At 37.6% G+C, this 25982-nt stretch carries 19 protein-coding genes; 16 read left to right on the top strand and 3 right to left on the bottom strand.

What is annotated here, in order from left to right:
* Nucleotides 1–64 precede the first annotated feature (64 nt).
* The 3 genes from ACFPA1_RS08445 to tcuB all read left to right on the top strand — a co-directional run bounded on the left by ACFPA1_RS08445 (nucleotide 65) and on the right by tcuB (nucleotide 4235).
* Nucleotides 65–1447 carry an MFS transporter gene (locus ACFPA1_RS08445; RefSeq protein ID WP_378582038.1) on the top strand — a complete coding sequence of 461 codons (1383 nt, stop codon included), beginning with the start codon at nucleotides 65–67 and terminating at the stop codon, nucleotides 1445–1447.
* A 255-nt stretch (nucleotides 1448–1702) separates the two neighbouring features.
* Entirely contained in the window at nucleotides 1703–3094 is a 1392-nt protein-coding gene (tcuA, locus tag ACFPA1_RS08440; RefSeq protein WP_378582037.1) for an FAD-dependent tricarballylate dehydrogenase TcuA, read from the top strand.
* Nucleotides 3069–4235, top strand: a complete 1167-nt coding sequence (tcuB, locus tag ACFPA1_RS08435; protein WP_378582036.1) for a tricarballylate utilization 4Fe-4S protein TcuB — start codon at nucleotides 3069–3071, stop codon at nucleotides 4233–4235. The genes tcuA (ACFPA1_RS08440) and tcuB overlap by 26 nt, the downstream gene beginning before the upstream one ends.
* Before the next feature lie 490 nt (nucleotides 4236–4725).
* Here the strand turns inward: tcuB and tcuA (ACFPA1_RS08430) are convergent, their stop codons facing one another.
* A complete protein-coding gene (gene tcuA, locus ACFPA1_RS08430; protein ID WP_378582035.1) occupies nucleotides 4726–6246 on the bottom strand; it encodes an FAD-dependent tricarballylate dehydrogenase TcuA in 1521 nt (506 codons plus the stop codon).
* 218 nt (nucleotides 6247–6464) lie between these two features.
* Here tcuA (ACFPA1_RS08430) and ACFPA1_RS08425 point away from each other — a divergent pair, with 218 nt between their 5' ends.
* From ACFPA1_RS08425 to ACFPA1_RS08395, 7 genes are all read left to right on the top strand, one after another.
* Nucleotides 6465–7343 (top strand): LysR family transcriptional regulator, encoded by an 879-nt coding sequence (locus ACFPA1_RS08425; protein ID WP_378582034.1) that lies wholly within the window; start codon nucleotides 6465–6467, stop codon nucleotides 7341–7343.
* Nucleotides 7344–7354: 11 nt separating this feature from the next.
* Entirely contained in the window at nucleotides 7355–8497 is a 1143-nt protein-coding gene (locus ACFPA1_RS08420) for an AbrB family transcriptional regulator (RefSeq protein WP_378582033.1), read from the top strand.
* A gap of 235 nt (nucleotides 8498–8732) precedes the next feature.
* Entirely contained in the window at nucleotides 8733–9833 is a 1101-nt protein-coding gene (locus tag ACFPA1_RS08415) for a DctP family TRAP transporter solute-binding subunit (protein WP_378582032.1), read from the top strand.
* Between the two features lie 84 nt (nucleotides 9834–9917).
* On the top strand, nucleotides 9918–10421 hold the full coding sequence (locus ACFPA1_RS08410) for a TRAP transporter small permease (protein ID WP_378582031.1): 504 nt from the start codon (nucleotides 9918–9920) through the stop codon (nucleotides 10419–10421).
* Entirely contained in the window at nucleotides 10399–11679 is a 1281-nt protein-coding gene (locus ACFPA1_RS08405; protein WP_378582030.1) for a TRAP transporter large permease, read from the top strand. Before ACFPA1_RS08410 ends, ACFPA1_RS08405 begins: the two co-directional genes overlap by 23 nt.
* 762 nt (nucleotides 11680–12441) lie before the next feature.
* Entirely contained in the window at nucleotides 12442–12654 is a 213-nt protein-coding gene (locus ACFPA1_RS08400) for a hypothetical protein (RefSeq protein ID WP_378582029.1), read from the top strand.
* Between the two features lie 479 nt (nucleotides 12655–13133).
* Nucleotides 13134–15524 carry a hypothetical protein gene (locus ACFPA1_RS08395; RefSeq protein WP_378582028.1) on the top strand — a complete coding sequence of 797 codons (2391 nt, stop codon included), beginning with the start codon at nucleotides 13134–13136 and terminating at the stop codon, nucleotides 15522–15524.
* A 597-nt stretch (nucleotides 15525–16121) separates the two neighbouring features.
* Here the strand turns inward: ACFPA1_RS08395 and ACFPA1_RS08390 are convergent.
* Complete coding sequence (locus tag ACFPA1_RS08390; protein WP_378582027.1) at nucleotides 16122–16523, bottom strand: hypothetical protein; 402 nt, start codon at nucleotides 16521–16523, stop codon at nucleotides 16122–16124.
* 876 nt (nucleotides 16524–17399) lie between these two features.
* Between ACFPA1_RS08390 and ACFPA1_RS08385 the strand changes: the two genes are divergently transcribed.
* On the top strand, nucleotides 17400–17825 hold the full coding sequence (locus ACFPA1_RS08385) for a hypothetical protein (RefSeq protein WP_378582026.1): 426 nt from the start codon (nucleotides 17400–17402) through the stop codon (nucleotides 17823–17825).
* Nucleotides 17826–17979: 154 nt separating this feature from the next.
* On the opposite strand, the gene ACFPA1_RS08380 is transcribed toward ACFPA1_RS08385, so the two are convergent.
* Nucleotides 17980–18711: a hypothetical protein gene (locus tag ACFPA1_RS08380; RefSeq protein ID WP_378582025.1), complete on the bottom strand. Its 732-nt coding sequence runs from the start codon at nucleotides 18709–18711 to the stop codon at nucleotides 17980–17982.
* Nucleotides 18712–19074: 363 nt separating this feature from the next.
* On the opposite strand from ACFPA1_RS08380, the gene ACFPA1_RS08375 reads away from it, so the two are divergent.
* The 5 genes from ACFPA1_RS08375 (at nucleotide 19075) to ACFPA1_RS08355 (ending at nucleotide 25889) form a co-directional block, all read left to right on the top strand.
* Nucleotides 19075–19719, top strand: coding sequence for a DUF1510 family protein (locus tag ACFPA1_RS08375; protein ID WP_378582024.1), 645 nt, complete (start codon nucleotides 19075–19077; stop codon nucleotides 19717–19719).
* Nucleotides 19720–20458: 739 nt separating this feature from the next.
* Nucleotides 20459–21760 (top strand): hypothetical protein, encoded by a 1302-nt coding sequence (locus ACFPA1_RS08370; protein WP_378582493.1) that lies wholly within the window; start codon nucleotides 20459–20461, stop codon nucleotides 21758–21760.
* Between the two features lie 321 nt (nucleotides 21761–22081).
* The gene (locus tag ACFPA1_RS08365; protein ID WP_378582023.1) at nucleotides 22082–23314 is read left to right on the top strand and encodes an MFS transporter; all 1233 of its coding nucleotides are present in this window, start codon (nucleotides 22082–22084) and stop codon (nucleotides 23312–23314) included.
* 39 nt (nucleotides 23315–23353) lie between these two features.
* On the top strand, nucleotides 23354–24787 hold the full coding sequence (locus ACFPA1_RS08360) for a M20 family metallopeptidase (protein ID WP_378582022.1): 1434 nt from the start codon (nucleotides 23354–23356) through the stop codon (nucleotides 24785–24787).
* A 103-nt stretch (nucleotides 24788–24890) separates the two neighbouring features.
* Entirely contained in the window at nucleotides 24891–25889 is a 999-nt protein-coding gene (locus ACFPA1_RS08355; protein ID WP_378582021.1) for a glutaminase, read from the top strand.
* The last annotated feature ends 93 nt before the right edge of the window (nucleotides 25890–25982 follow it).

Raw genomic sequence — 25982 nt, 5'->3', positions numbered from 1 at the left:
TAAGTTGAGAAAAAGAGACAAAGAGGAGACGGGGATAGAAGATGAAAAGTGGGAGGGAATTGTCATGAGTAGAACTACGGGGCTTAACATTGCAAATCGTATGGACCGTTTACCTATTTCTTCGATTCACAAGAGAGTTATTTTTGCTTTAGCAGTTGCTTATTTTTTTGAATTTGCCGATTTGAATACGTTTTCATACGCAGCACCTGCATTAATGAAACAGTGGAATTTGCCAATGAATGTGATCGCAACCATTAACGCCAGTGCCTTCTTCGGAATGTTTTTGGGGGCAACCTTAGGCGGATGGCTTGGCGATAAAGCTGGAAGAAAGAAAGCTATTATGATTGGACTAGTCCTATTATCTGTATTTTCAGGGTTGAATGCGCTGGCTTGGGATGTTTGGTCACTCTCCATTTTCAGATTTGTAACAGGGATGGCTGCTTCAGCATTATTGGTGAATGCGAATACTTACATAATTGAATTCTTCCCAAAAGCTGTTCGTGGTAAGTATCAAGCATTAGCAGTAGGAATTGGTATTACAGGTATCCCAATTACGGGTTATGTTGCTAGTTTGGTAGTTCCTATGGCGGACTTTGGCTGGAGACTTGTATTTGTATGGGGAGCGTTGGGAATCTTCGCTTTATTCGGTATCGTAAAATTGTTTGAAATACCACGTTGGTATGAAATGAAGGGACAAGTAAGTAAAGCGAAAGCAACCATTGACCAAATTGAAAAAATCGTTGCAAGCGAAAAAGGTCCATTAGCTAAGCCAGATCCTGAAGTTTCAGTTGCTCGAGTAACTACAGGTAAAATGTCCGATGTTTTCAAGGGAATTTACCGTAAACGTACAACGATTTTAATTGCAGTGTGGATTCTTCAAACAATCGCTTTCTATGGATTTGGATCATGGGTTCCAACCCTATTGGTAAATCAAGGAATTGATATCTCGCGTACCTTACTTTATAGCACATTAATTACCTTGGGTGCTCCATTAGGCGCATTTACGGGTGCAATGATTTCGGACCGCTTTGAGAGAAAAACAAATATTATTGCTGCTTGTTTCTTCCTTGCCATTGCTGTGTTTTTATTCGGGGCCACATTAAATCCTGTAATGCTCGTTATCTTCGGTTTCCTTATTAACTATATCGAAAGAACCTTCTCATCCAATCTATATACGTATACATCAGAACTTTATGGAACAGAAGTGCGTTCTTTTGGACAAGGATTGACATATGGTATCGGCCGTGCATCCAATATTATCGGACCATTTATTATTAGTTTTGTATACACCGGATTTGGATACTTAAATGTATTTATTCTAATATCACTTGTTTGGGTTTTAACAGCTGCAGCTATATTCTTTGGTCCGCGTACTTCTAAGAGAAGTCTTGAAGAAATCAACGGGACACAAGTGAATAAAGAATTCCCACGATCATCTAATTTATAGATTGAAAAAATGGCACCCTAAGGGGTGTTGTTTTCATTTACAGATATAAATAGAGGTTTTTTCTGGATTCTCGAATCCGGGTTGGAGAAGCTAAACTAGTTTTAGCTTCTTTCTAGTCTTAACCTTTTTTATTTTCCTAATAATCTATCATAAAATAATTTTATGCACTTGCATAAATTTTTAATATTTTTTTTATTCCAAATACTATATTAAAGTTATATTAAAGGTTGATACATCATGAAAGGGGATTTAATCATGGAGACGGATGTTTTAGTTGTCGGTGGCGGGAACGCTGCTCTTGCTGCTGCACTATCAGCTCGCGATCAAGGGGTACAGGTGCTGGTAATTGAAAGGGCTCCTAAATTTTATCGCGGCGGAAATAGCAGACTTACCCGGGACTATAGGGTCATGAATACACGTGAGAATAAGTATATGACTGGCATGTATCATGAGGAAGAATTCATGGAGGATTTAAGGCGTGTTGCTGGTGGGGAAATAAATGAACCTATTGCACGATTAGTTGTGCGTAAATCCGAGGAACTTCCGGACTGGCTTAACAAACAGGGGATTCAATGGCAGCCGGCACTATCTGGGACCCTTCATTTAGGAAGAACTAATATCTTCCAGCTTGGCGGCGGTAAGGCTGTAATGAATTCGTACTATCAAACTGCTAAAGCAAAAGGGGTAGAAGTCTGGTACGATTCAAAGCTTGAAGATATTGAAATGAGCGGCACGAAGTTCAAGGCTGCTAAAGTTCGCAGGAATAACCGGATCGAGACAATTAAAGCAAAAGCGGTCATATTTGCCGCTGGCGGTTTTGAAGCAAATATAGAATGGCACAAACGTTACTGGGGAGACGCTGCTGAGAATTTTATTATCCGTGGTACCCCATATAATCAGGGGAATGTTCTTGAGATGCTCCTAAATAAAGGTGCATCCCAGATTGGAGAACCCGATGCGTTTCACGCCGTTGCGGTTGATGGCAGGGCACCAAAGTTTGACGGAGGAATTGTTACCCGGCTTGACAGTGTTCCATTTGGGATTGTGGTAAATAAGAATGGTGAGCGGTTCTACGACGAAGGAGAAGATTTCTGGCCGAAACGCTATGCCATTTGGGGAGGACTGATTGCCAGGCAGCCAGATCAAGTTGCTTACTCGATTATTGATAGTCAGACACTTGGAAAATTTATGCCATCGGTATTCGAACCAGTATCTGCAGGAACAATCGAGGAATTGGCGGAAAAACTGGGCCTTAATCCTACAGTGGTTGCTAAGACGGTTGAGGACTTTAACTATGCCGTTCGTCCAGGAACGTTTAATCCAGGTGAATTAGACGACTGTAAAACAGAAGGATTAAAACCTGTAAAAAGCCATTGGGCGGTACGGATCGATAAGCCTCCATTTTATGCTTATCCACTGAAGGCTGGAATTACCTTCACATACCTTTCAGTAGAAGTAAATGAACAGGCAAGGATCAAGTGGAAGGATGGAAGCCTCTGTGACAATATGTTTGCAGCAGGAGAAATGGCAGCAGGTAATGTACTGCGCCGTGGATATCTGGCTGGGTTTGGACTCACAATGGGCGCGGTTTTAGGAAGAATTGCAGGGGAGGAAGCAGCAAATGGAATCACAAGAGCTACTAGATGATGGAAAACGACAAATGAGATTATGTAATGCATGCCGCTACTGTGAAGGATACTGTGCCGTATGGCAATCTATTGAGTGGCGCCGGGATTTCACTGATAATGATATGACGTATTTGGCCAATTTGTGCCATGACTGCCGGGACTGCTATCATGCATGTCCATTTACAACACCACATGAATTTGGCATTAATCCGCCAAAACTGTTTGCAGAATTGCGAGAAGGTACCTATCGAAAGTATGCAAGTCCGAGAATATTTGCTAAGGCACTCGGAGAAAAACGCAGCGGTTTTTGGATTACATTTTTCTTTGGAATCATTTTAATGGTAGCTTTAATTTTGGGAACGAACGGAACTTCTGGACTTTTAGAAGCGCAAGCAGGATCAGGAGCATTTTATAAGTCCATGTCAGAAGCTGTCATGATTATTGTTTTCTTGGCTTTAGGAATTTGGATGGTTGGCGGCTGGTTGACTGGAATGAGCAGATTCTGGAAGGACATTAAGTCAGCTAAGTCTGAAAAAATCATTGGAAAAGATATTGTAACTGGTACAAAATATGCGCTAAGCCTTCGTTATCTGGGAGGAGAAGGGGCAGGCTGCAATTATCCAACAGAGGAGCCTTCTACTATTCGCCGTAAGTTTCACCATTTAGTATCCTATGGTTTTATGCTGGATCTTGCTTCAACAGCATTAGGTGCATTCTACGCACATATATTAAACATTCCTGCGCCATATCCTGTGTACCATCCAGTAGTCATTCTAGGAACCTTAGGCGGCATTGGAATTATTATTGGAACGATTGGACTGTTGGTGCTTAAAGCAAAAAGCGATCCTGAAATCAGCGACGAAAAAGCAGCAAAGTCGGGAACTTCATTTATAGTTGCATTACTAGTTGTTGCAGTGACAGGAATGATTTTGTTGCTGGCTCGTGAAACTGCAGCCATGGGAATTTTGTTGGCAATCCATTTAGGAAGTGTTGCAGCACTATTCTTCACAGCGCCATATACTAAATTTGCCCACTTTGTCTATCGTTATTTAGCTCTTATCCGTTATGCACAAGAAGAGCGCATTGCACATCAGCCTGTTGAAGTGAAAGTGGGAACGCAGCCTGTTAATACAGGTACAAAAGTTGCGGGCAAACATTGATTGCAGTATGTTATAATTATGAAAAAAAAAAGCAATGCCAGGGTTTAGTAATCACATATATTAATAAAATGGCTTTCGGTTGTTTACCGGAAGCCATTTTATTATGATCAAATATTTTTGTAACGGCGTGACAAATTTTAAGGCATTGGTCCATCTTTTAAAATATGGCAGTGTTATTCCTGTATGTATATCACAGTGTTTGAAAAATAAACGTAAAATTCCGCTTAAATTGGGAAATACCCATATTTCCCTTAAAATAAAGGAAGTTTTTCCGTTTATATCATCCAAATCTTTGGATTATGTCTTATTTAAAAAATTTAATCGGAATTTCTCCGCTTATATCTGCTTCTTAAGCTCCCTCTTTATACATTAGCCGGAAATTCTCCGCCTATTAATTCTCATACATTAAACATCAATAATGATAGAAATAAAAAAATAATCACGGCACGACGTTCACAGGTAGAATGTTGTGCCATGATTACGGAAGCAATCACTGATTTATTAATTGTTTTGGCTTTTCGTTAGTATAACTGGCTGCGGTGGCCCCGGCTATTTTTCCAAATACTGCGCCCGACATCAAACCTGATCCGCCAGGATAGTTACCGTAAAAAATTCCACCGATCATTTCCCCAGCAGCAAATAAACCCTCTATAGGTTGTTCTTCCTTGTCTAACACGTGGCCTAATGGATCTACGTGCAAGCCCCCAAATGCGAATGTAATTCCACATGTTACAGGGTATGCATAGAAAGGGGATTGTTCAATACGAAGCGTCCAGTTCGATTTAGGCGGAGTAATTCCCTTAGTACATTTGCCATCTTTCTCTGCAGGCCGATATTCACCTTCCTGGACAGCATTGTTGTACTCTTCAATTGTTTTAAGGAATTGCGATTTATTAACTGGCAGCAAATCAGCAAGCTCTTCTAGGGTATCTGCTTTATAAAAGGTTGCTTCATTCAGGTCGTATTCTTTCCGAAGCATCGGGCGGACCTGTGCATCATAAATTTGATAGGCTACATGACCAGGCTGTTTTAACACCTCGTGGCCATATTTGGCATAGGTGTAGTTTCTAAGATCTGCGCCTTCATCTACAAAACGTTTACCTTGATTATTTAACATAACGCTGTATGGATAGGAATGTTTTTTGAAGATATCTCCTGGCTTTGTAAAGTCACCAACTTTTGGAGCATTATAATCTGTTCCGATTGAATGACACCCAGACCACTCTCCAAATTTTTGAGCGCCTACTTCAAGAGCCATTTTAATACCGTCTCCAGTGTTAAACTCAGTTCCGCGGACGATGGCAGCTTCCCATTCCGTACCAAGGTTTTCCGTTCTCATCTGCTTATTGGCTTCAAAGCTGCCGCAAGCCAAAATAACACCCAATGTACTCACAGAAACAATAGTACCTTCTTTTTCAACCACTACCCCAGTAATTTGGTTATCTTCTGTTTCTAATTTCACAGCACGAGAATTATACCAAATATCAATGCCAAGTTCTTCTGCCCGTTCAAAGAGCCTCTTCATTAAGCCAACGCCTTTATCTTCAGTTTTAAGGGGTAATCCGCCCCAAAAATGACGTTTACCGTCTTGAATAAAGGACTGATTATCATAATTTAATTCAAACTTAATTCCGTGGTCTCGCATCCAGCAAATAGTTTCGTAAGATTTTGAGACCAATTGTTTTGCCAGCTCGGGGTTGCTTTTTCCATTTGTTACACGCATTAAATCATTATAAAAATCTGATTCATCATATTCCGGTAAAACAATCATTTCTGCTTCTTCATCTGTTAACTGAGGAATGACCTTTTTAATAGCCTCTAAATTATTGTATGCAACCCGAATGGCTCCATCGGTAAAAAATGAGTTTCCACCCCGTTTTTCAATCGGTCCCCGCTCCAATACGAGAACGCTTGCACCATTTTCTTTTGCAGAGATTGCTGCACATAAAGCGGCGTTTCCTGCCCCAACAACTACTACATTATAATTTTGTCTATTTTCCAATATAATCACTCCTTTTATGTTGATAATAAGGTAATATTTTGAATAAAAAAAATATTGTTTTTTTATTAGATTCCATAAAATTTATTTATAGATTTTTTTATCAATAAATCCTCCTATAGAAAGATAGATTTCTATAATATGTTGTAATATAATTTTAAAAATAAGATAATTTTTGGTTGAATTTAAATAACCATAAAAAATATTTATGGTAAAGGGAGAAAAAAGTTATGGATGAAAAAGACTGGAGCATGTTGGTCACTCTCTATGAAGAGCGAAATATAACGAAGGCTGCACAAAGATTATTTATTTCACAGCCAGCATTAACCTATCGTATAAAACAATTAGAAACTGAGTTTAAAACAAACTTGATTGCTAGAGGAAAAAAAGGGGTCGAGTTTACATTCAAAGGAGAATATCTTGTTCAATATTCAAAAGATATGCTTAACCAATTAAGAAAAGCAAAAGAACATGTTTCTAGTTTGGATAAAGAGGTGAAAGGAACGTTACGATTAGGGGCATCTGGCTTGTTTGCCCGCTATCAATTACCCGTTTTATTAAAGAACTTCCTCCACTTATACCCCGATGTTGATATTACCCTTAAAACAGGGTGGAGTTCTAATATTCTCCAAATGCTTCAAAAGGAAGAAGCACATGTTGGCATTGTCAGAGGACCATATAATTGGAACGAAAATAAAGTATTAATTCAAAAGGAAAAAATATTTATCGTGTCCAGCAAAAAAATAGATGTTAAGGATCTTCCATTTCACCCAAGAGTCAATTATATGACGGACCAGTCTTTACGAGATGTCATTGAAAACTGGTGGCAGGAAACGTTTACCGTTCCTCCTAATGTGTCAATGGAGGTTGACCGAATTGAAACCTGTAAAGAATTAGTTCTTAACGGTTTAGGTTACGCTATTTTACCGGAAATCTGTATTAAAGAAGATGACCCCCTTTATAAAGAACCGATTGTTTTAAATAATAATAGTTTTTTGCAGCGAGAAACTTGGATTTTTTACAGGGATGTTACGTTGGAATTATCACAGATTAAAGCTTTTATAGATTTTTTAATTGAAAGTAAACAGCCAAAAGGGGAGCTTTCATAAGGGGAGGGAACATGTTGAAAAAGTGGGATTTATCTAACCAAAGCAGAACGATACAATTTATAGCTGCTATTATAACCGCTTGTTTTGGAGGATGGCTCTTTCATCTAATAAAGGTGCCAATTCCCTGGCTTCTTGGGCCAATGGCAGCCCTTTTAATTGCATCACGATTCAAAAATGTTACATTTTATTGGCCAGTTGCCATGAGAGATACGGGATTAATAATTGTAGGGTATTCAATAGGAATTTCTTTTACAAAAAGTTCACTTTCAGACATTATTAGTCATCTCCCTTCCATGTTGATCCTGACAACTTTAATCGTCCTAGCTTGTGCAGGTATGGCGTTTGTCATCTCTAAATGGTCCGGAATTGATTATCCAACAGCTTTAACGAGCAGTATTCCAGGCGGGTTATCACAAATTGTTATCTTTGCTGAAGAAATGAAGGGGATTGATCTTACAATCGTTACCTTTTTCCATGTAACTAGAGTTCTGGTCGTTGTTTTTTTACTTCCGTTTGTCGTTTTCAGTCCTATCTTTTTAAAAGAAAGAACAATAGGCTCAGCAGAAATAGTGAACAACAGTACGCCATGGAATCAGTTTTTTCCGGATATCTTACTTTTCGCCGTCATTTGCTTGTTTGCAGCTATAATCGGGAAAAAAATTAAATTGCCGGCACCATATTTTTTAGCACCCGTCATGGTTGCTGCCTTACTTAACCTTTTTGTTTTAAAGGGATTACCTCTTCCTCCTACTTTCCTTAACTTCGCTCAATTTATGGTTGGCGGTTATATAGGTTTGCTATTAAAACCCGAAAAAATGGAAAGTAAAAAGAAAATTATATCCTTTGCTCTAATCAGCGGGATCATTATGGTGGGGATAACAATGGCTTTTAGCCTGTTGTTAACAAATACATATCATTTATCGACTATAACCGGATTTCTAAGTCTAGCCCCTGGCGGCATGGACCAAATGGGAATAATTGCTCATGAAGTCAATGCGGATTTATCAACGGTGACTAGCTATCAACTTTTTCGAATGCTTTATATCTATATTGCTGTTCCTCCTTTATTAAGATTGGTATTAAAATTAAGCATTAGAAAAAAACAACAAATCATAAATGTTCATGGAGTTCAAAGAAAAGAAGAAATCGAGTGATTTCTTCTTTTCTTTTTTTAAAAGCCAGGAAAGAAAATTTAGGAGAATAATAAATTATTTTTATAGTAAAACGAAAAAAACGATATTTTATTTATTCAGAAAATTAAACTACGATTAATGTAATCTAATAATTCACACTATTGGAAGGTTAAAAAAGGGGTGAACTTGCTTAATAAATGAGAGCTGAGCTATAGGCTGTGACAAGCAATACTCTAAAAAAATAAGGAGAGATTCTATGATGAACAGAAATGAAAGGGATTACAATGAGTCGAGTGTGGGGAATAGGAAAAATAAACTTATTAATTTAGCAAAAATGTCTTTGCTATCCTTAGCATTACTGCTTCCATTGGCAGGTTGTGGAAGCAATGCTAGTTCAGGCGGTGCTTCAAAGGAAGGAAATAAAGACTCAGGTATTCAAAAACTAGAAATTAAACTATCACATGTTGCATCGGATAACACGCCAAAGGGCTTAGCGGCACTTAAATTTAAAGAAATAGTTGAAGAAAAAAGCGCCGGCAAAATAAATGTTAAGGTTTTTCCATCAGGCCAGCTTTACGGTGATAATGATGAGATTGAAGCAGTCCAAGCGGGGAACGTGCAAATAATCATACCTGCAGCAGCTAAACTAAGTGGTTTTGAAGAAACATTCGAGATATTTGATTTGCCTTTTATGTTTAAAAATGAAGAACATCTTCGTGCTTTTGAAGATGGTGAGGCAGGTGAACAACTTCTGGCAACATTGGATAACCATGGAATGAAGGGTCTGGCATTTTGGCCAAATGGTTTTAAGCATATTACAAATAATAAAGTAGCTATTAACGAGCCAAAAGATCTGAAATCTTTAAAAATACGTACACATGGCGGCCAAATAATAAATGAGTTTTATGATGCGTTAGGTGCTTCTTCCACGAAAATATCCTTCAATGAAACATATCAAGCCCTTCAATTAGGTACAATTGATGGTCAGGAAAATAGTATTGTCAATATTGAAACACAAAAATATGGTGAAGTGCAAAATAATCTGACCATTACCGGTCACGCTAGATCAGAATATGCTGTTGTTACTAATAAACAATGGTGGGATGGATTAAATAAACAAACACAAAATCTATTAACAGATGCAATGAAAGCAGCGACTGAAGAAGGAAGAAATCAAGTAGAAAAGCTCGAGACAGAATCAATGGAAAAAATCAAAAATGAAAAGAAAATTAAGATCGTTGAATTGTCCGACCAAGACAAAGAGAAGTTTAAGCAGGCGACAAAACCTGTTTTTGATAAGTGGGCAAAAAAGATGAATCAAGAAATTTTAACTAAAGCTATTGAAGCTGGAAACTAAAAAGAGGGATCTTACTCTCTCTTTTTAGTAAAACAATTCAAATCTTACTATCAGCTTTTATATAAGGAGGCAGGGGCCTTGGGTATGATTAAAAAAATATATTTGTTTTTTGAGGACTTTTCCTCAGCTCTTTTTCTTATAGCAGGTTTAGGTCTTATGTTTTATGAGGTAATTATGCGCTACGTGTTTAATTCTCCGACAATCTGGATTAATGAAACAGCTAGTATTCTAGTAGTATGGGGCATTCTATTTGGGTTATCTGTCGGGCTTCGTGATAACCACCATATTAGCGTAGATATTTTTTATACATTATTTCCAAGAAAAATACAGAGATTCATTGATATTTTCGCCAATCTGGTTGGTATTGGCTTCTGTATGTTCCTGACTTATAACGGATTCGTGTTAGTGGAGCATTCTTTTAATAGCGGTCAAGTTACAATGGACACAAGGACACCGTATTGGATTTACTATCTTGTTATCCCTATTTCTGGGCTGATGTTTATGATCCGCTTTATTGATAAGACCATAAGGATAATCAAGAATGATGGAAAGGGGGAGAACCTAGATGGAAACCATACTGCTTTTTAGTACATTTGCTATACTCCTTCTTCTTAGGATTCCGATTGCTGTAGCTTTAATAGCTGCAACAACATTTATGTTTTGGCTGGATGGGAGTTTTAATATGTGGACTATTCCACAAAAGATTTTCACTAGCATGAATTCTGTTACGTTAATGGCCATTCCCGGTTTTGTCTTGGCTGGTACGATTATCGCTAAGGGGGGAATAGCCAAATATTTAATTGATTCATTAAGAGCTTGGATTGGTCATATATCTGGCGGATTATCAGTGGTTACGATTGTAGCTTGTGCATTCTTTGCTGCGATAAGCGGGTCAAGTCCTGCTACCGCTGCTGCTATTGGATCCATCATGGTTCCTGCGATGGTTAACGCTGGGTATAGTAAACGATATGCGATGGGATTAGTTGCAGCTTCCGGCACATTGGGCATTCTTATTCCACCAAGTATCCCGTTAATTGTATACGGTGTTGTAACAGAACAATCCATTGGTGCGTTGTTTATGGCAGGTGTCATTCCAGGAGTTGGATTAACATTATGTCTTGTTATTTATTCCATTATTTATGCTCGTATTAAAGGCTATGGAAAATTAGAAAAAGCAAGTTGGCGGGAAAGAATTCAAGCTTCAAGGAAAGCCATATGGGGTGCTTTTCTACCTGTTTTGATATTAGGATGTATTTATACTGGTACAACTACACCGACTGAAGCATCCATTGTATCAGCAGTATATGCTGTAATTGTTTCACTTCTGGTGTATAAAGAGACATCGCTTAAGAAATGGAAGGAAATCATTAATGAAAGTATTGGCATAACGGCTATGATTATGCTGATTATTGCAGGTGCAATGACGTTTTCACTGTTTATGACACAGGAACAAATTCCACAAGCACTTGCTGAAAAAATGATGGGTTTAGAGTCTTTAGATGTCTTATTATTTTTTGTTCTAACAGCAATCCTATTCTTTATTTTAGGTATGTTCTTAGAGTCTTCTTCTATTATGCTGATCACACTCCCGTTATTATTGCCAATCATGTTATCACTAGGGATTAATCCAATACATTTTGCAATTGTGATGATTATCAATATGGAAATCGCACAAATTACGCCGCCAGTTGGTTTGAACTTATTCGTCATTGGTGGCATAGCAAAGTCAAAATTAGGTGAAGTATTTAGGGGCTGTGTACCGTTTATCGTCCTCATGGTCATCTACATGGTGATCGTCATGGCGTGGCCAGAACTCTCTCTTTGGTTACCAAAACAACAAACGTAATCTATTTTGACAGTGAAACATGGGGACGGTTCTCGTGCACCATGCAATAATGGGCAAGCCTTTTTTATAGATAAGAAAATTTTGACTGTGTTTAGTTTAATGCATATATTAATTTGTTCAATGTGGAAAATGAGAGGAATAAAAGACCGAAACAGTAACAAAATCGCATACAAAAAGCCACGATTTGAAGTGACCCCCTAAGTTGGATATAACAATCCACTTAGGGGGTTTTTTATTTGGTGGAATTTTCAAGTAAGCTCTAACCTTTATCAAAAATGGCACAATGGCAGCGACAAGCACTGCACGGTCAACCCGATCGTTGCCATGACGTGTTAAATATCGAATCACTTCGCCACCACCTCTGCCAACGAGAGAGCCACCTAAAAAAGCAAGATGGACGAGACGTGCACGATAGGCTTGGGTGCTTTGCAAGCCCTCCCTATGCTTGCTGATTTTTTTTGCTGGAAACTCATGCCCGTAGAGGCTCCCTGGAAAGTGATAAAGTCCTTCCTCTAATCACCATAAGAAACTTTTTTACGGGTGGCATTCTATTTTTTCGGGGTAGATCTCACTAAGGCACAAGTAGCACTAAGTTATGGTTGTATTATATGAAATTTTACAAATATCGAGTAGTGAAAGGCACCCTTGTAACTTCTAATCTATTATTAACAGTTTTCGCTAAATAAGAATGAACACTTTATTCAAAAATATTCCAAGTTAATCTATGGGTACTATTATCAACTTAACTGGAGGACAGGAAAGGTGGAAAAATTACTTTTGTATATCGAGATTAATCAATTAAAAAGGCAGGGGTTTAAGATATCGGCAATTGCCAAAATACAGGGAGAAGTGTTGGATGCACTTCTTTTTTTATATGCAGTTTTCGTAAATATGGTTTCTAACACTATCGTGTACAATAAAGGATTCGTGACCTCTAATAGAGAATATTGTCTATATAAAAAAGGGTTTAATTAAATGCTGTCAGCTAAAAGGAAATATCTTTATTTCATCAAGTTTAGTATCATATTTTCTTTGTTTCTTACACTACTTGATGGCTGTGTTCTAAATCCAAACTAACCACCACTTGTTATCAATAAATATGAAGATGATGGTAAAGAGCACCATTATAAAACTATTAATAGTGACGATAAAATTAAAGATGTCAAAAAAGCCCTTAAAAATGCTAAGTGGGAAAATTCAAAAGCTGAAATGGAACTGATTATACCTTTTACTTTGACAATCCAAATGCAAAGGCAATTGAATATAGATTAAGGATTACACCGAAAAAGAATCAGGTAGAAGTTAGTAAAGGAATTGGCAAATTTGCCAAGTTATCAGAAGGGGACTCTGTAATCATTTTTTCCATTTTTGAAATCAAATACATTAGATGCGTTAGAAATAGAAGATAAATATTTGCAGAATTAAATTGGTACGTAACGTTAATGGAGGCAGGTATGGGACTTTTTGATGTTTTAAAAAGTATAGCACCAAAGTATGATAGCCGTGGGTATGATCAAGAAGGATACAACAGAGACGGATATGATCGATATGGATTCAATAAACAGGGTTTACATATGAACGGTAAAAAATTCAACAATGATGGTTACGATAAAGATGGCTATGACCAAGCAGGCTATAACCGGGTTGGTTTTAATAAGAATAATTTCAATAAAAATGGAATCCATAGAAACGGAACGAAGTATGATTATGATGGTTACGATTGCAAAGGGTTTAATAAGAATGGCTTCAATAAAAATGGAATCCATTTAAATGGAACGAAATATGATTATGACGGCTACGATATAGATGGTTATGATAAAAACCGATTTGACCGGGAAGGGTATAACCGCAGTGGTTATAACAAAGATCATTTTAATCGAGAAGTGTATGTTGCAGAAGGTTATAACGAGGCAGGGTATAATCAAAACGGATATAACAAGGATGAATATAACAGAGATGGCTATAACACTGCAGGATACAATCGTGAAGGTTATAACCGAGCGGGGTATGACAAGAATGGGTATGATAAATCGGGCTATAATATCAAAGGATTTAATCGATTTGGTTTTAATAGAGAAGGCTATGACGAAGCTGGATTTAATAGTTCGGGTTATGACCGTGATGGTTTTAATAAAAAGGGTTTTAATAAGCAAAGCATGCATAGGAATGGTACAAAATATGGTTCTAACGGATATGACCGTCAAGGTTTTAATAAAGAAGGCTATGACCGGGATGGCTATAATAAAGCAGGATTTAACCTAAATGGACGTAACAAGCATGGTCACTATGATATTCAGTATGATTACGTAACGTTTGACAAGGACGGCTATAATAAGGAAGGTTTTGATCGAAGGGGCTATGACCGTTCGGGCTATAATCATGATGGTTTTAACCGCGAAGGTTATAATAAACAAGGGTTTAATCAATCTGGTTATAATCGAAGCGGTTATGACCGTGAAGGCTATAGCCGTTCAGGTTTTAATCGTGCTGGATTAAACCGAGAAGGCTATAATAAGCAAGGGTTTAATCAATCTGGTTATAATGGTTTTGGATTTAACAAAGAAGGCTTTGATTATGAAGGCTATGATCAGGATGGGTTTAATCAAGACGGTTATAGTCGCGAGGGCTATGATCGAGAAGGCTATGATGGCAAATGGCATCATCATAAAGCTGGGTATAATGATGCGGGTTTTGATATTAATGGATATGACCGTGCCGGGTTCAATCAGCTTGGTTTGAGTAACGATGGCTATGATCGAAATGGATTTCATAAAGATGGTTACAACGATGAAGGTTATGATGTCAATGGCTATAATCGATTGGCCCTTAATGGTCACGGTGTAGATCGATATGGCTATGACCGAAATCGAATCCATCGAAATGGCTATAATAAAGATGGCTTGGATGAGAATGGTTATGATCGTGAAGGATACGATAAGCATGGATATGATTGTAGAGGTTATGACAAACAGGGTGTTCCATTGGGTGGATATGGTGAAGATGGTTATGATTTTATGGGCTATGACCGTGAGGGAAGGACTATCAATGGATTCAACCGAAATGGCTTTAATGGGCAAGGCGTGCATCAAAATGGGACCTTATTTGATTATGGCGGATTTGCAGCAAATGGATTTAATCGTGAAGGCTTTAATCGCTTTGGTTATAACAGAGGTGGTTTTGATAAAAACGGTTTTGACGCGGATGGCTATGACCGAGAAGGTTATAATCAATCTGGACTTGACCGGGAAGGGTACGACAAGAACGGCTTCAATCCTTTTGGCTATGACCGCGAAGGTTATAATCTTGATGGGTATGATACGAATGGTTTTAATCGTAAGGGATTTGATCAAAAAGGTTACGATATCCTCGGCTTCAATAAAGATGGATACGATATTCAAGGCTATAACAAAGATGGTGATTATAAACCGTTCGTCCGAAGCTATTTGAGAAAAAATGAAATGCATTTAGTAGATGAGGAGAAGATTCTAAACGTACAAGTTAAAGATATTTTGTGGGAGTTAAATGAAGTCGAAGATCTAATCCAGTATAAAAAATTTGACTCTGCTGTTCGTGCCCTTCGAACATGTGGGGAACTTTTTACAAAGGAATTAGCCAAACAGGCCAACATCGCTCGAGCCTTTCCCGACCAACAAAAAAGGTTGCAGTATCTATTGAATCAATCCATCATTTCAGTAGAAAAACACTATCAATTAAATAAAGTACGTTTACTTGGAAATCAGCCTAGTCACAAAGGAAAAAGCGAACGAAATATTCAAGAAAAAGATTTTACAACCCTTTATATGCAAATTAAAGAGTCTGTTCATCAGTGGATTGTTAGCAGCTAGGATTAAGAGTTAGAGTGCAAAAAAGTGAATTTTCCGTGCCTGTCACCACTCGAAAAATCTTGTTTCACAGAAATGTTTCACTAATAAAAGATTAGGGATTATAGGAAAAGAATAGAACAATTAGAGAATTAAAATAGAGAATTACATCTAAATTTGGCAAAGAGTTAGTAACACACTGGCAAAAATACACTTCCCCTGCCTAAACGAGTATTAGGCAGGGAAATTTAAATGATTAATAAAACTGTTCAAAATTAATTAGCAAAAAGTGTTCAAAACTACTTGACGGATACAACCCTAACTTAGTAGTAAAATCTTTTAGCCTTAATCAATCTCAGAAACCTTACAAACACCCGCTATAAGCCAAATAAAAAAGCCTGCTAGAACCAAGTCTAGGCAGGCCATCCATTAATTCATCGAGCAAACATGCTGTTAAAAATTGAGCAATCGACACTGGACACCGTATCGGGGAGTGATAGGCATAGGTATCTCAGCGGGCAATCCATTAATATGTGCAACTATCTCATGAAACAGAAAAACTAGGGTTGTGACGGCACTTTAACGAATGATTGGAATTACTTTATTTTGCTGCCTTGGAAGTTACCAATTTAAAAATTTCTTTAGCATTACTTTTAGAAATCCATCACTCTTTGCATCTAGTGCATCCTGTTTTTTCCATATTTCTTCTAATTCTTTACACCATCTGTCAATTCTTTGTTGGTCAAAATTTTCCTTTGCCTCTTCTTTATCAATTAATGCTAATAATGATTCAGCACGTTTATGTAATTGTGAACTTATATTATTTCTAATCTGCTTCTGGTTTTCTAAATCGGAAGCTAATCTTTGCCTCGTATAGTCAGCAATAACAGGAATCACTGCCTTTGCTGTTTCTTTTACCAGTGTTTTTCCAAACGAATTTATTTTCTTGGTATCTATTATTTCCATGTCTTTCACATCAAAATTAATAATCTCTAGACTTTCTTTAGATGAATTTTTACTCATTTTTTCCACCTACCTTAACTTTAAGAGTTAAATTTGAGAACAAGACTACGATAACCTTATTATACATTAGTGAATACCCAAAACTATTACCTTTTAAAAAATTTGGTAATTGTATCATTCGGTATACCCAGTGTAATTCTTGAATGAATAATGGCTATGCCAGAAATAAAGATATTATTCCATTCCCTTCAATCCATTGTCCTTATAATAATACTCAAGCATTCACTCCAAATCCTGCATAAACGTGATCCACTTACGTTCAGGGAAGTTGTATTCAAATTGATAGATGAAAGATAACGCACATTGGTTACTGGAAGGGGAAACTCGAAGAGGATTCTGGATAGAGTCCCAATCGATGATACTCAATCCCAACATAAGCCCGGCAGCTACTCTATCGGTAATCCGCAAGCTTCGCAACCATCCCTGCCTCAGCGGGTTAAACTGTATTTATCTCGTCAGCTCCATCTCACACATATAAGGGTTAATTTTCTTTTTCCTTTTTGCTGAAAAAAGAGCCGACGCTCGGCTCTCTACATGGCAAGGGTGCCTCTATTTTTGTCTTAAGTGGCTCTGAAATATGGCAATAATGGCTCTTTTCGATGACCGTAATCAGGTGTGCGATTTACTATATGATTTGCCTATTTTGCCCCCCTGAAGAGAACCCGTTAACATGAAGAACGGTCTTTTTTTTATGTACCTTATTAATAAAAGGGAGTATAGTCCATAACAAAAATTATGAAAAATGACTCTTGTTACATTATGCAGGCGTATTATATTGTTAAAACAACTTCAACATGCCAATTTAATATTTGCTTTGTTTATTAATTACGAAGACTAATAGAGTTGAAAATGTTTTCTTAGGAAAGGAAAAATCATATGCTTTATATGTGGGATATTGAGAAGATCATTACAAATACATTAAAAGAGCTTAAACTAAAAATAAATGTTGAATTCACCAACAAACTCGCTGCACCAATGAGTTATAACGTATCCACAAATACAATAAAGTTTAACTACCTACAAATTAACGGATATAACGCTAAAATTAACTTTAAAGTTAGAGAATCAGATGAAAACTTTACGAAAATTATTCTTTATCATCAGCTAGGTTATTATTTGGAATTCAGGAAAAATCCTCGAGTTTTAAAGACTCTCTATTATGGCAAAGAAGAAGAAAAGAAACAGCTTTTAGCAGAAGTCGAAGAGAATGCTTGGGAACATGGAAGAACACTAGTACCAGTAGATCTATTAAAAGCATATGATCAAGTACGTGAATTGGATAAACAACTGTTAAAGGTGTGAAAAATTGATTCTATTATAAAAATACTTAAGAAGGTTGTTTTTGACTAAACATATGTCTTACATATTTGAAATTTTTAATAGGCCGAAAATATACAAGTGTTTTAAACAAATGTATATTTTCGGCCTATTTTCATTCAAAACAAATATTTTTCTATTAAGCTGATTGCTTTATGTTTCTTTTTATTCGTTCTTCTTCTTTTTTAGATGATTTAGGCATTCTAAATAATAATATCAATCCGGCATTAATCATAAGAGTCCATACAAGGGCGTATTTATTACCACTAAAATATACCCCAGAGACAGGTATCACCAGTAACAATATGCTTTTTACATAATAATTTAGTTTAGGATTTATGACCATGAATACCGAAATAATAACAAGTACTGAAGCTATGGTGTTTTTACCCAAAAAGGAAAGATTCGTATAATTTACATAGATGTAATACGCAAATGATCCTACTATTGCAAATAGAGAGAGATAAAACCTTATCAATGAATTTTTATAAAACAGAATCCAAACGGCAATAAAGTTAATTCCTGCACACACTCCAACTACAAATAACGTATGCGGAAAAGTACTAATAGGATCTTTCATAAAGTTCAGAATGAAGTTGATGTCGAAAAAAACAGCCGCTACAACTAAAATCTTAAAGACTAGTTTTATCCAGAACATTTTTACTTTCTTTTTCTTATTTGTCGAAAAGAACTTGAATATCGAGGATACTCCTGCAAAGCCATGATCATCGGCTTTCTTGTTCTTCCCCATAGGCAATTTATTATTTTCTCGTTCCCTTTTGACAGCTTGCCTCGTCGGGTAATCTCTTTCTATATTTTCTTCTTCATTCTCTTTTTCTACTTGTTGATCTGACTGTGAATCATAATCCAATGAAAATCACCTCAAGTATTTTTTTTTCATTATATCTTATTTTGATATAATAATTAATTTCGAAGCTCTTTTAAAGCAGAGGAGCTTGGAATTACTCCAATTGTTTTAAATGGGGGGTGGAGGCTCCCATTAGGATTGGATAGAATCATAGTACTTAAAAGTTAGGAAACAATAAAGTTAAAATGTAACTGGTAACGAAAAAGGGGCATATAGTTGTCTTCCGAAATAGTTAAAAAGCTTCATGTAAGGTATCAGAAAATAGAGAAAAGGTACCAAAATGTGGAATATGGTGATAGAATACTTCAAGTTATTCCCCACACATGGTAGAATGTTGTGAGTCTCAGTTTTGGGAGAGTGGTTATTTTGAAAAATTTTCTAGACAACTCACGTGCAACGCACAGAGCAAAGAAGAAAAAAATTAATATCATTTTAAACGGATCAATTGTAATTGTCCTTATACTCATTGCTTTTGTATCTTATTCGATTTTTTCGGGAGGAGATGACAAGGCAGCATCTCAAAAAAGTGTTCCAGCTTCAGCCGAAAAAAAATCTGTTCAGAATAATATAGAGAAGGAGAAGCCGGCTGCGAAAGAGAGTTCATCAAGTGATCAAACAAATGACGAATCATCGTCTGAAGATCAAACTCAAAGTGATCAAACGAATAGTGATCCAGCAGCAGGCAATGCATCCTCATCTTCTTCGGATAGTTCACAGGTAAGTTCACCAACATCACCTGCACCGGAAACACCGGCACAAACGGATCAGCAGCATGTTACAAACTATGATTCAAGTTCTCAAGATTGGCAGCAAATGCTGCAAACAATCTCTTCTGCTACTGGAATCGATCAAAGCAATATGACTGTGTGGTTTTTAGGGAGCGACAAAAGCAACCCAGGCGGCTCAGTCGGGACGATATCAGCAAAGGAGCAAGGCTCGCCAAAATATCGTGTGTATCTGCAATGGAATGGCTCAGGCTACCAAGCAACAAAAGTTGAACCAGCTTCATAATAAGGATAAAGGGATGTACTAAGGAATGTCTTAAGGCTGTCTAGAAACATTAGACAGCCTTTTGTTTTGCTTTGAAAGAAAGTTGATATTTTATAACCATATAGAATTAACTGACCTAATTTCTATTGGATGGAATTATTAATACAAGAATATAAGGTGAGAGGATTGAAAAATACTTAAAATTTATGGCCGAAAATGCAATAAGTCTAAAGGATATTTACAAAAAATTCAGAATATAATATACAAAAGGATATAAGAAGGGGTATATTTGAGACGAATAGCTGATTTAATGTGGGAAGGTTTTACTTTAAAACAGATTTTCCATAAAAAAATAGTTATACCGTATCTTCTGTTTTTATGTTTTCTTATTTTATTTGAAGTATATTTGATTATTTTTCTGTTTACCTCACTTCAATTAGTTGCCCCAATTGGTTATAAGGCTACTTTCTATTTTTACGGTATTGTTTTATTTTTAATTTTCCTCTTTGGTTATTCAATAATGGTACTTATTGAAACAATTAAGGGAATTAGGAGAAAAAAAGGTTTGCTTATATAACCAACCAATAATGAGGTTGGTTTTTTTGTTTTACGGCTAATAACCGAACAAGGCTTTTCGAATCAGACAGATTTCGAAAAGGGATAATTAGAAAGGTTAAACTAACGGACAAAGGAATGGATTTAATGATAAGCTGAAGCTAAAATATTATTATATAGAGTGAAGAAAGTAGGAAAAATGAAAATGTATAGAATTGGCGTAGTTGGCCCTAGTTCGTCCGTACAGCGAATTCTCAATGTGGCGAATGAAATGGAACAAGAAATGGTATTTATCCCTTTCACCTATACAGAGGCGAAGGAAGTGGAAAAAATCATTACAGAACATGATAAACAAGTTGATTTTTGGCTTTTTTCAGGATATATCCCATACAGGGTTGCTACAAAAACAATATCATTGGACGAAAAGTCTGTTTATATATACTCAACGGAATCCAGTACCTATAAAAGTTTCATGGAACTGGTTTATTCTCAAGGGAGATTACTAGATCGAGTCAGCATCGATATATTTGCTCCCACGAATGTAGCCGAAGGAGAAAGTGTGAAGCAGTTACAAAAGACGATAACTGATCTTTACTTGAAAACGTTTGACGTTGACATTGATACCGAGGAATTGTTTCAATTCCATTATGATTTATGGGAACAAAAGAAAACTGATGGTGCTTTGACATGTTACCCCACTGTTCATGAGGCTTTAAGTAAAGCTGGTGTTCCGGCAAACGTAATGTCACCAACTCAAATTGAAATTTTTCAAACCATGAGGATTTTTTTCGAGAAGATCAAGACTTCATACTATAAAGATACTCAAATTGGTGTTGTAAAAATCGAGGTAGAAGATTTCGACTCTATTAAAGAGAAAATGGAGAAAACCTATCAAGTCCAATATTTAGAGCTAAGGATGAAGGAGACACTAATCCAGCTTTGTGAAAAAATAGACGGTTCTCTCTTTGAGGAAGGAAATGGACGGTATACCATTTTTAGTTCTCGGGGTGCAATTGAAAGGGAGATTCAGGCATTAAAGGAAAAGACCCAATTCTTGTCTCTTGAAGCTAATACAGCTGTTTCCGTTGGGATTGGATTTGGTAAGACGGTATTAACGGCAGAAATACATGCCCACCGTGCACTTCAACAGTCTAAGAAAAAAGTGGAACATGGGATTGTTATTATTCAAGATGATGGAATGGTCGTTGAGTCAGCAGGTCAGGAGGAGGAACTGACTTATTCTTACCGTACGGATGATAAAAATTTATTGGAGAAATTAAAGAATGGAAACATCAGTGTTAAAACTTTCAAGAAAATAGACGCTTTGATTAAAAAAATGAGTTGGAGTGATTTTACGACGAAGGAATTAGCTGCAAATCTTCAGATGGGTGAAAGAAATGCTCAGCGGATTGTGGCTGAACTGTGCGACATCGGCTTGGCCGAGTGTATTGGTGAAGAGTCGCAACATAATCGTGGAAGGCCAATTAAAATTTACCGGTTAAAATAAGCATTCCTAGAAGGATGCTTATTTTTTTTTGTAAAAAACTATTGAAGGAAACGAAATTTTCTCATAAAATAAATATAACGAAATTTTCGTTATATTGTCGTAAATAGAAAATAACTGTTACTCTTATGTTGGTAAAAGGAGGAAATCACAAGGATCAGCAAGTCCCATTTATTACTTTTAGTTGGATTCAAAAATGAAAACGCTACTAAAATTTGGTATTTCAAAAAAATGATTTTAGCTATTCCCCATTTTGGAATGGAAAGAGCGTATCATTAACAACTTCAAAAATTATTTGCATTTTTAAGAGGGGGAATTGGAAATATGATATCAAAACGCACAAGAAATTGGATTCTAGCGTTACTTTTTCTGGGGTGGTCATTAGGTAATGTAGATCGCTATTTAATGAATTTTGCTGTATTGTCCATTACGGAAGATTTACATTTGAGTGCATCCTCTACCGGACTCTTACTCAGCAGTTTTTTTGCCGGATATGCGATTATGCAAATGCCTGGAGGATGGCTGGCAGACCGATTCGGCCCTAGAAAAGTCCTCCTTGTCGCAGTTATCATGTGGTCAATTTTTACAGGATTGACCGGTGCTGCTTGGTCCCTTGCCTCTATGGCTATAATCCGCTTTCTATTCGGTATTGGAGAGGGTGGTTTTCAGCCTTCCGCTTCCAAAATCATATCGCTTACGTTTCCTAAAGAGGAACGTGCCCGGGCCATGTCGGTCATGCTGTCATCAAGCGGGATTATGACTCTTATTATCCCGATCGCATCTGCAGCGCTGCTTACAACGATCGGCTGGCGAACCACATTTGTCATCATGGGAATCTCCGGTGTTATTATCACAGTTCTTTACTGGTACTTCATTAAACTTCCAAAAAGCAATTTGGGAGATCACGCGACTCAAACTGTTGCATCGAATCAAAAGGGAATTTTCCGTTCGTTGTTTAAAATGCCTATGATATGGAGTTTAGTTATTGCTTATTTCTGTATTTATGCCGTTAACTGGGGACTGGCGACATGGATCCCAACCTATCTAGTGAAAACACGCGGTCTTGATTTAATTTCCCTTGGCTGGGTTCAGACGATTCCTGGTATAACGATGCTAGCTGGGATCTTTTTTGGTGGGTATATCATCGATAAGCTGCCAGCGGGACGAGAAAGATTGGCAGGAGGCCTTTCTTGTGCCGTTATTGGCATATTGCTGTACTTAATGTTTACTGCTACAAGTGTTACCTCTTTTATCACGTATCAAACGATTGTTAACCTATTTATTGCCTTTGTCATTATTCTATTACCAGCTATCATACTTAAACAATTGCCGTCCTCCGTCACTGGTACGGCGATGGGAATTGCCAATACTGGCGGACAATTGGCCGGCTTCATTACTCCGATGGCTATAGGATTTATCGTCGATGCATTTCATGGTTCCTTTAATGCTGCTTTTTGGATGTTAATTGTGTTCGCCATCATCTGTATTGGAGCGATATTAAGTATAAATGGTAAAAAAGCAGATCTCCTCCAGCCAAACGAAGAAGCTACAGCCTAAATGCATCATCCGTAAACAACTTTGAGGGAGGTCTTGTAAATGAATTTGCATGAACATATTTCTAAACTAATCGAAAAAAAGAGAGATAAAATGATTGAGCTGAGTGATCAAATTTGGAGCTGCCCGGAAATCTATTTTGAAGAACATCAATCTTCCAAATATATTTGTCAAGCATTGGAAGAGGAAGGGTTTCAGGTTGAAAGAGAGGTTGCCGGACTGCAAACCGGGTTTATTGGAAGCTATGGAACTGGTAAACCCATCATAGCTATTTTAGGAGAATTCGATGCTTTATCAGGTCTGAGCCAGCAAAAAGGCCTTGCCGAGCATGCCCCGTTGGTTTCAGGCGGTCATGGGCATGGATGCGGCCATAACTTGCTGGGAACCGGTTCATTTGCTGCTGCAGTTGCCGTTAAAGAATATATGGAGCAAACAGGTTTAAAGGGGACGGTCCGTTATTATGGTTGTCCGGCTGAAGAGGCGGGCTCTGGTAAAGCGTTTATGGCACGTGCGGGATTGTTTGATGATGTTGATCTGGCGCTTTCCTGGCATCCGTCGTCCGTAGCTGGTATATGGAATGTGAGCACCCTAGCAAACTACTCTGCGACGTTTAAGTTTAATGGAAAGAGTGCGCACGCTGCAGCTGCCCCTCACCTTGGCCGAAGTGCATTAGATGCGGTGGAATTGATGAACATCGGAGTCAATTATTTAAGAGAGCATATGATTCCGGAAGCGAGAGTGCATTATGCGATTACAGATACAGGCGGAACTTCTCCAAATGTCGTTCAACCACATGCTGAAGTTGTTTATTTTATCCGTGCCCCGAAAAAGCAGCAAGTAATCGATTTATACGAACGTGTATGCAATATTGCAAAAGGTGCGGCTTTAATGACTGGTACAACGATGGAAGTGGAGTTTGAAGGTACTGCATCAGATTTAATTCCAAATACAGCCTTAGCAGAGATTATGTACAAAAATTTAATGGCTGTCGGTGTTCCTTCTTATGATGAATTTGACCGGAAGTTCGCAAAAGAAATCCATGCGACTCTTTCTCCGGAAGACATTCGTGCAGATCTAGCTGGATTAGATAAAGAAACAGCAAAGAAATTAAAAGATAAAGAGATTGCAGATCTCATCCCACCTCTTGGCGATGAGGCTGCCTTATCGGGGTCGACAGATGTTGGCGATGTTAGTTGGGTTGTTCCAACGATGCAATGTTTGACAACCTGTTTCGCAATTGGAACGCCGCTTCATACCTGGCAAGTAGTGTCCCAAGGAGCAATGCCTATTGGCCACAAAGGCATGCTTCAAGCGGGAAAAGTGATTGCATGCACAGCCATCGAAGCTATGCAGAATCAAGATATTATTGATCAGGCGAAAGCAGAATGGAAAGAACGCTTGGAAGGGGAACCATATGTTTCTCTCATTCCTGAAGATGTGGTACGACCTCAAAAGGCGGTCTGTGTACAAAAGTAAGGTTATAAAAATATGTTCAACTAACAATAAGTGGGGGATGAAAACAACCCCCGCTTATTGTGGTTGCCCTTAATTTCGCATCTAAAGAAAGGAAAGATGGACCATGGCTGTTGCAATTCCGTATGATCAAGATAAAACATTTGAAATACAAAGGAATATGGTCAATTTAGATAAATGGGTTGAGGACTTTCGTTCCTATGCCAATGGTGGTCGATGTGCTTCCTATATTCCTGCCTTAGACAAGGTGAATCCATTTCAATTAGGAATTGCGATGGCAGGACCGGATGGAATGGTCTTAAAGTCCGGAGAGTGTGAAGCCACTTTTACCTTACAAAGTATTTCGAAGGTTATTAGCTTTATTGCTGCCTGTTTAGACTTCGGTACTAAATATGTCCTAGATAGAGTAGATGTAGAACCAACTGGAGATGCGTTTAATTCGATTATTCGGTTGGAAGTTCACAAGCCGGGAAGACCTTTTAATCCTATGATTAATGCGGGTGCGCTTACTGTAGCTTCTTTGCTTGGAGGAAGATCACCACTTGAAAAAATCGAATCGTTTTTGACATTATTTGAGAAGATGGTAGGAAAACGCCCGTCCATCAATGAGGAAGTATTTCAGTCGGAATGGCAAACGGCTCATCGTAATCGAGCCTTGGCTTATTACTTGAAAGAGACAGGATTTTTAGAATCAACTGTTGAGGAAGCTTTAGAGGTCTATTTAAAGCAGTGTTCTGTGGAGGTAAATACCCAGGATATAGCTATGATTGGTTTAGTTCTTGCTTACGATGGATTCCATCCAATTCGACGGGAACAGATTTTTCCAAAAGAAGTTGCCAAATTAACAAAAGCATTGATGGTTACCTGCGGAATGTATAACGCTTCTGGTAAATTTGCAGCTCATATCGGTTTACCCGCCAAGAGCGGAGTTTCAGGAGGTATCATGGTTGCCGTTCCGGCCCATGCCAGTACTCAGAAGTCTCCTTTTCCGGATGGATTTGGTATTGGAATATATAGTCCAGCAATAGATGAATGTGGAAATAGCGTTGCAGGGAAGATGTTGTTAAAGCACATAGCAAGAGAATGGGATTTAAGTATTTTTTGATGCTATCATGCACTCTAAACTAGGGCTTTATATCCAGGATATGTTGCAAAACTTGGATAAGCCGTTCATTTATGCACGTACGGATCTGTGAGA

The organism is Neobacillus sp. GCM10023253, assembly GCF_042653105.1.
Classification (GTDB): Bacteria; Bacillota; Bacilli; order Bacillales; family Cytobacillaceae; genus Neobacillus; species Neobacillus citreus.
Note: the sequence above shows the minus strand (reverse complement) of the source record. Positions and strands in the feature narration are given on the sequence as shown.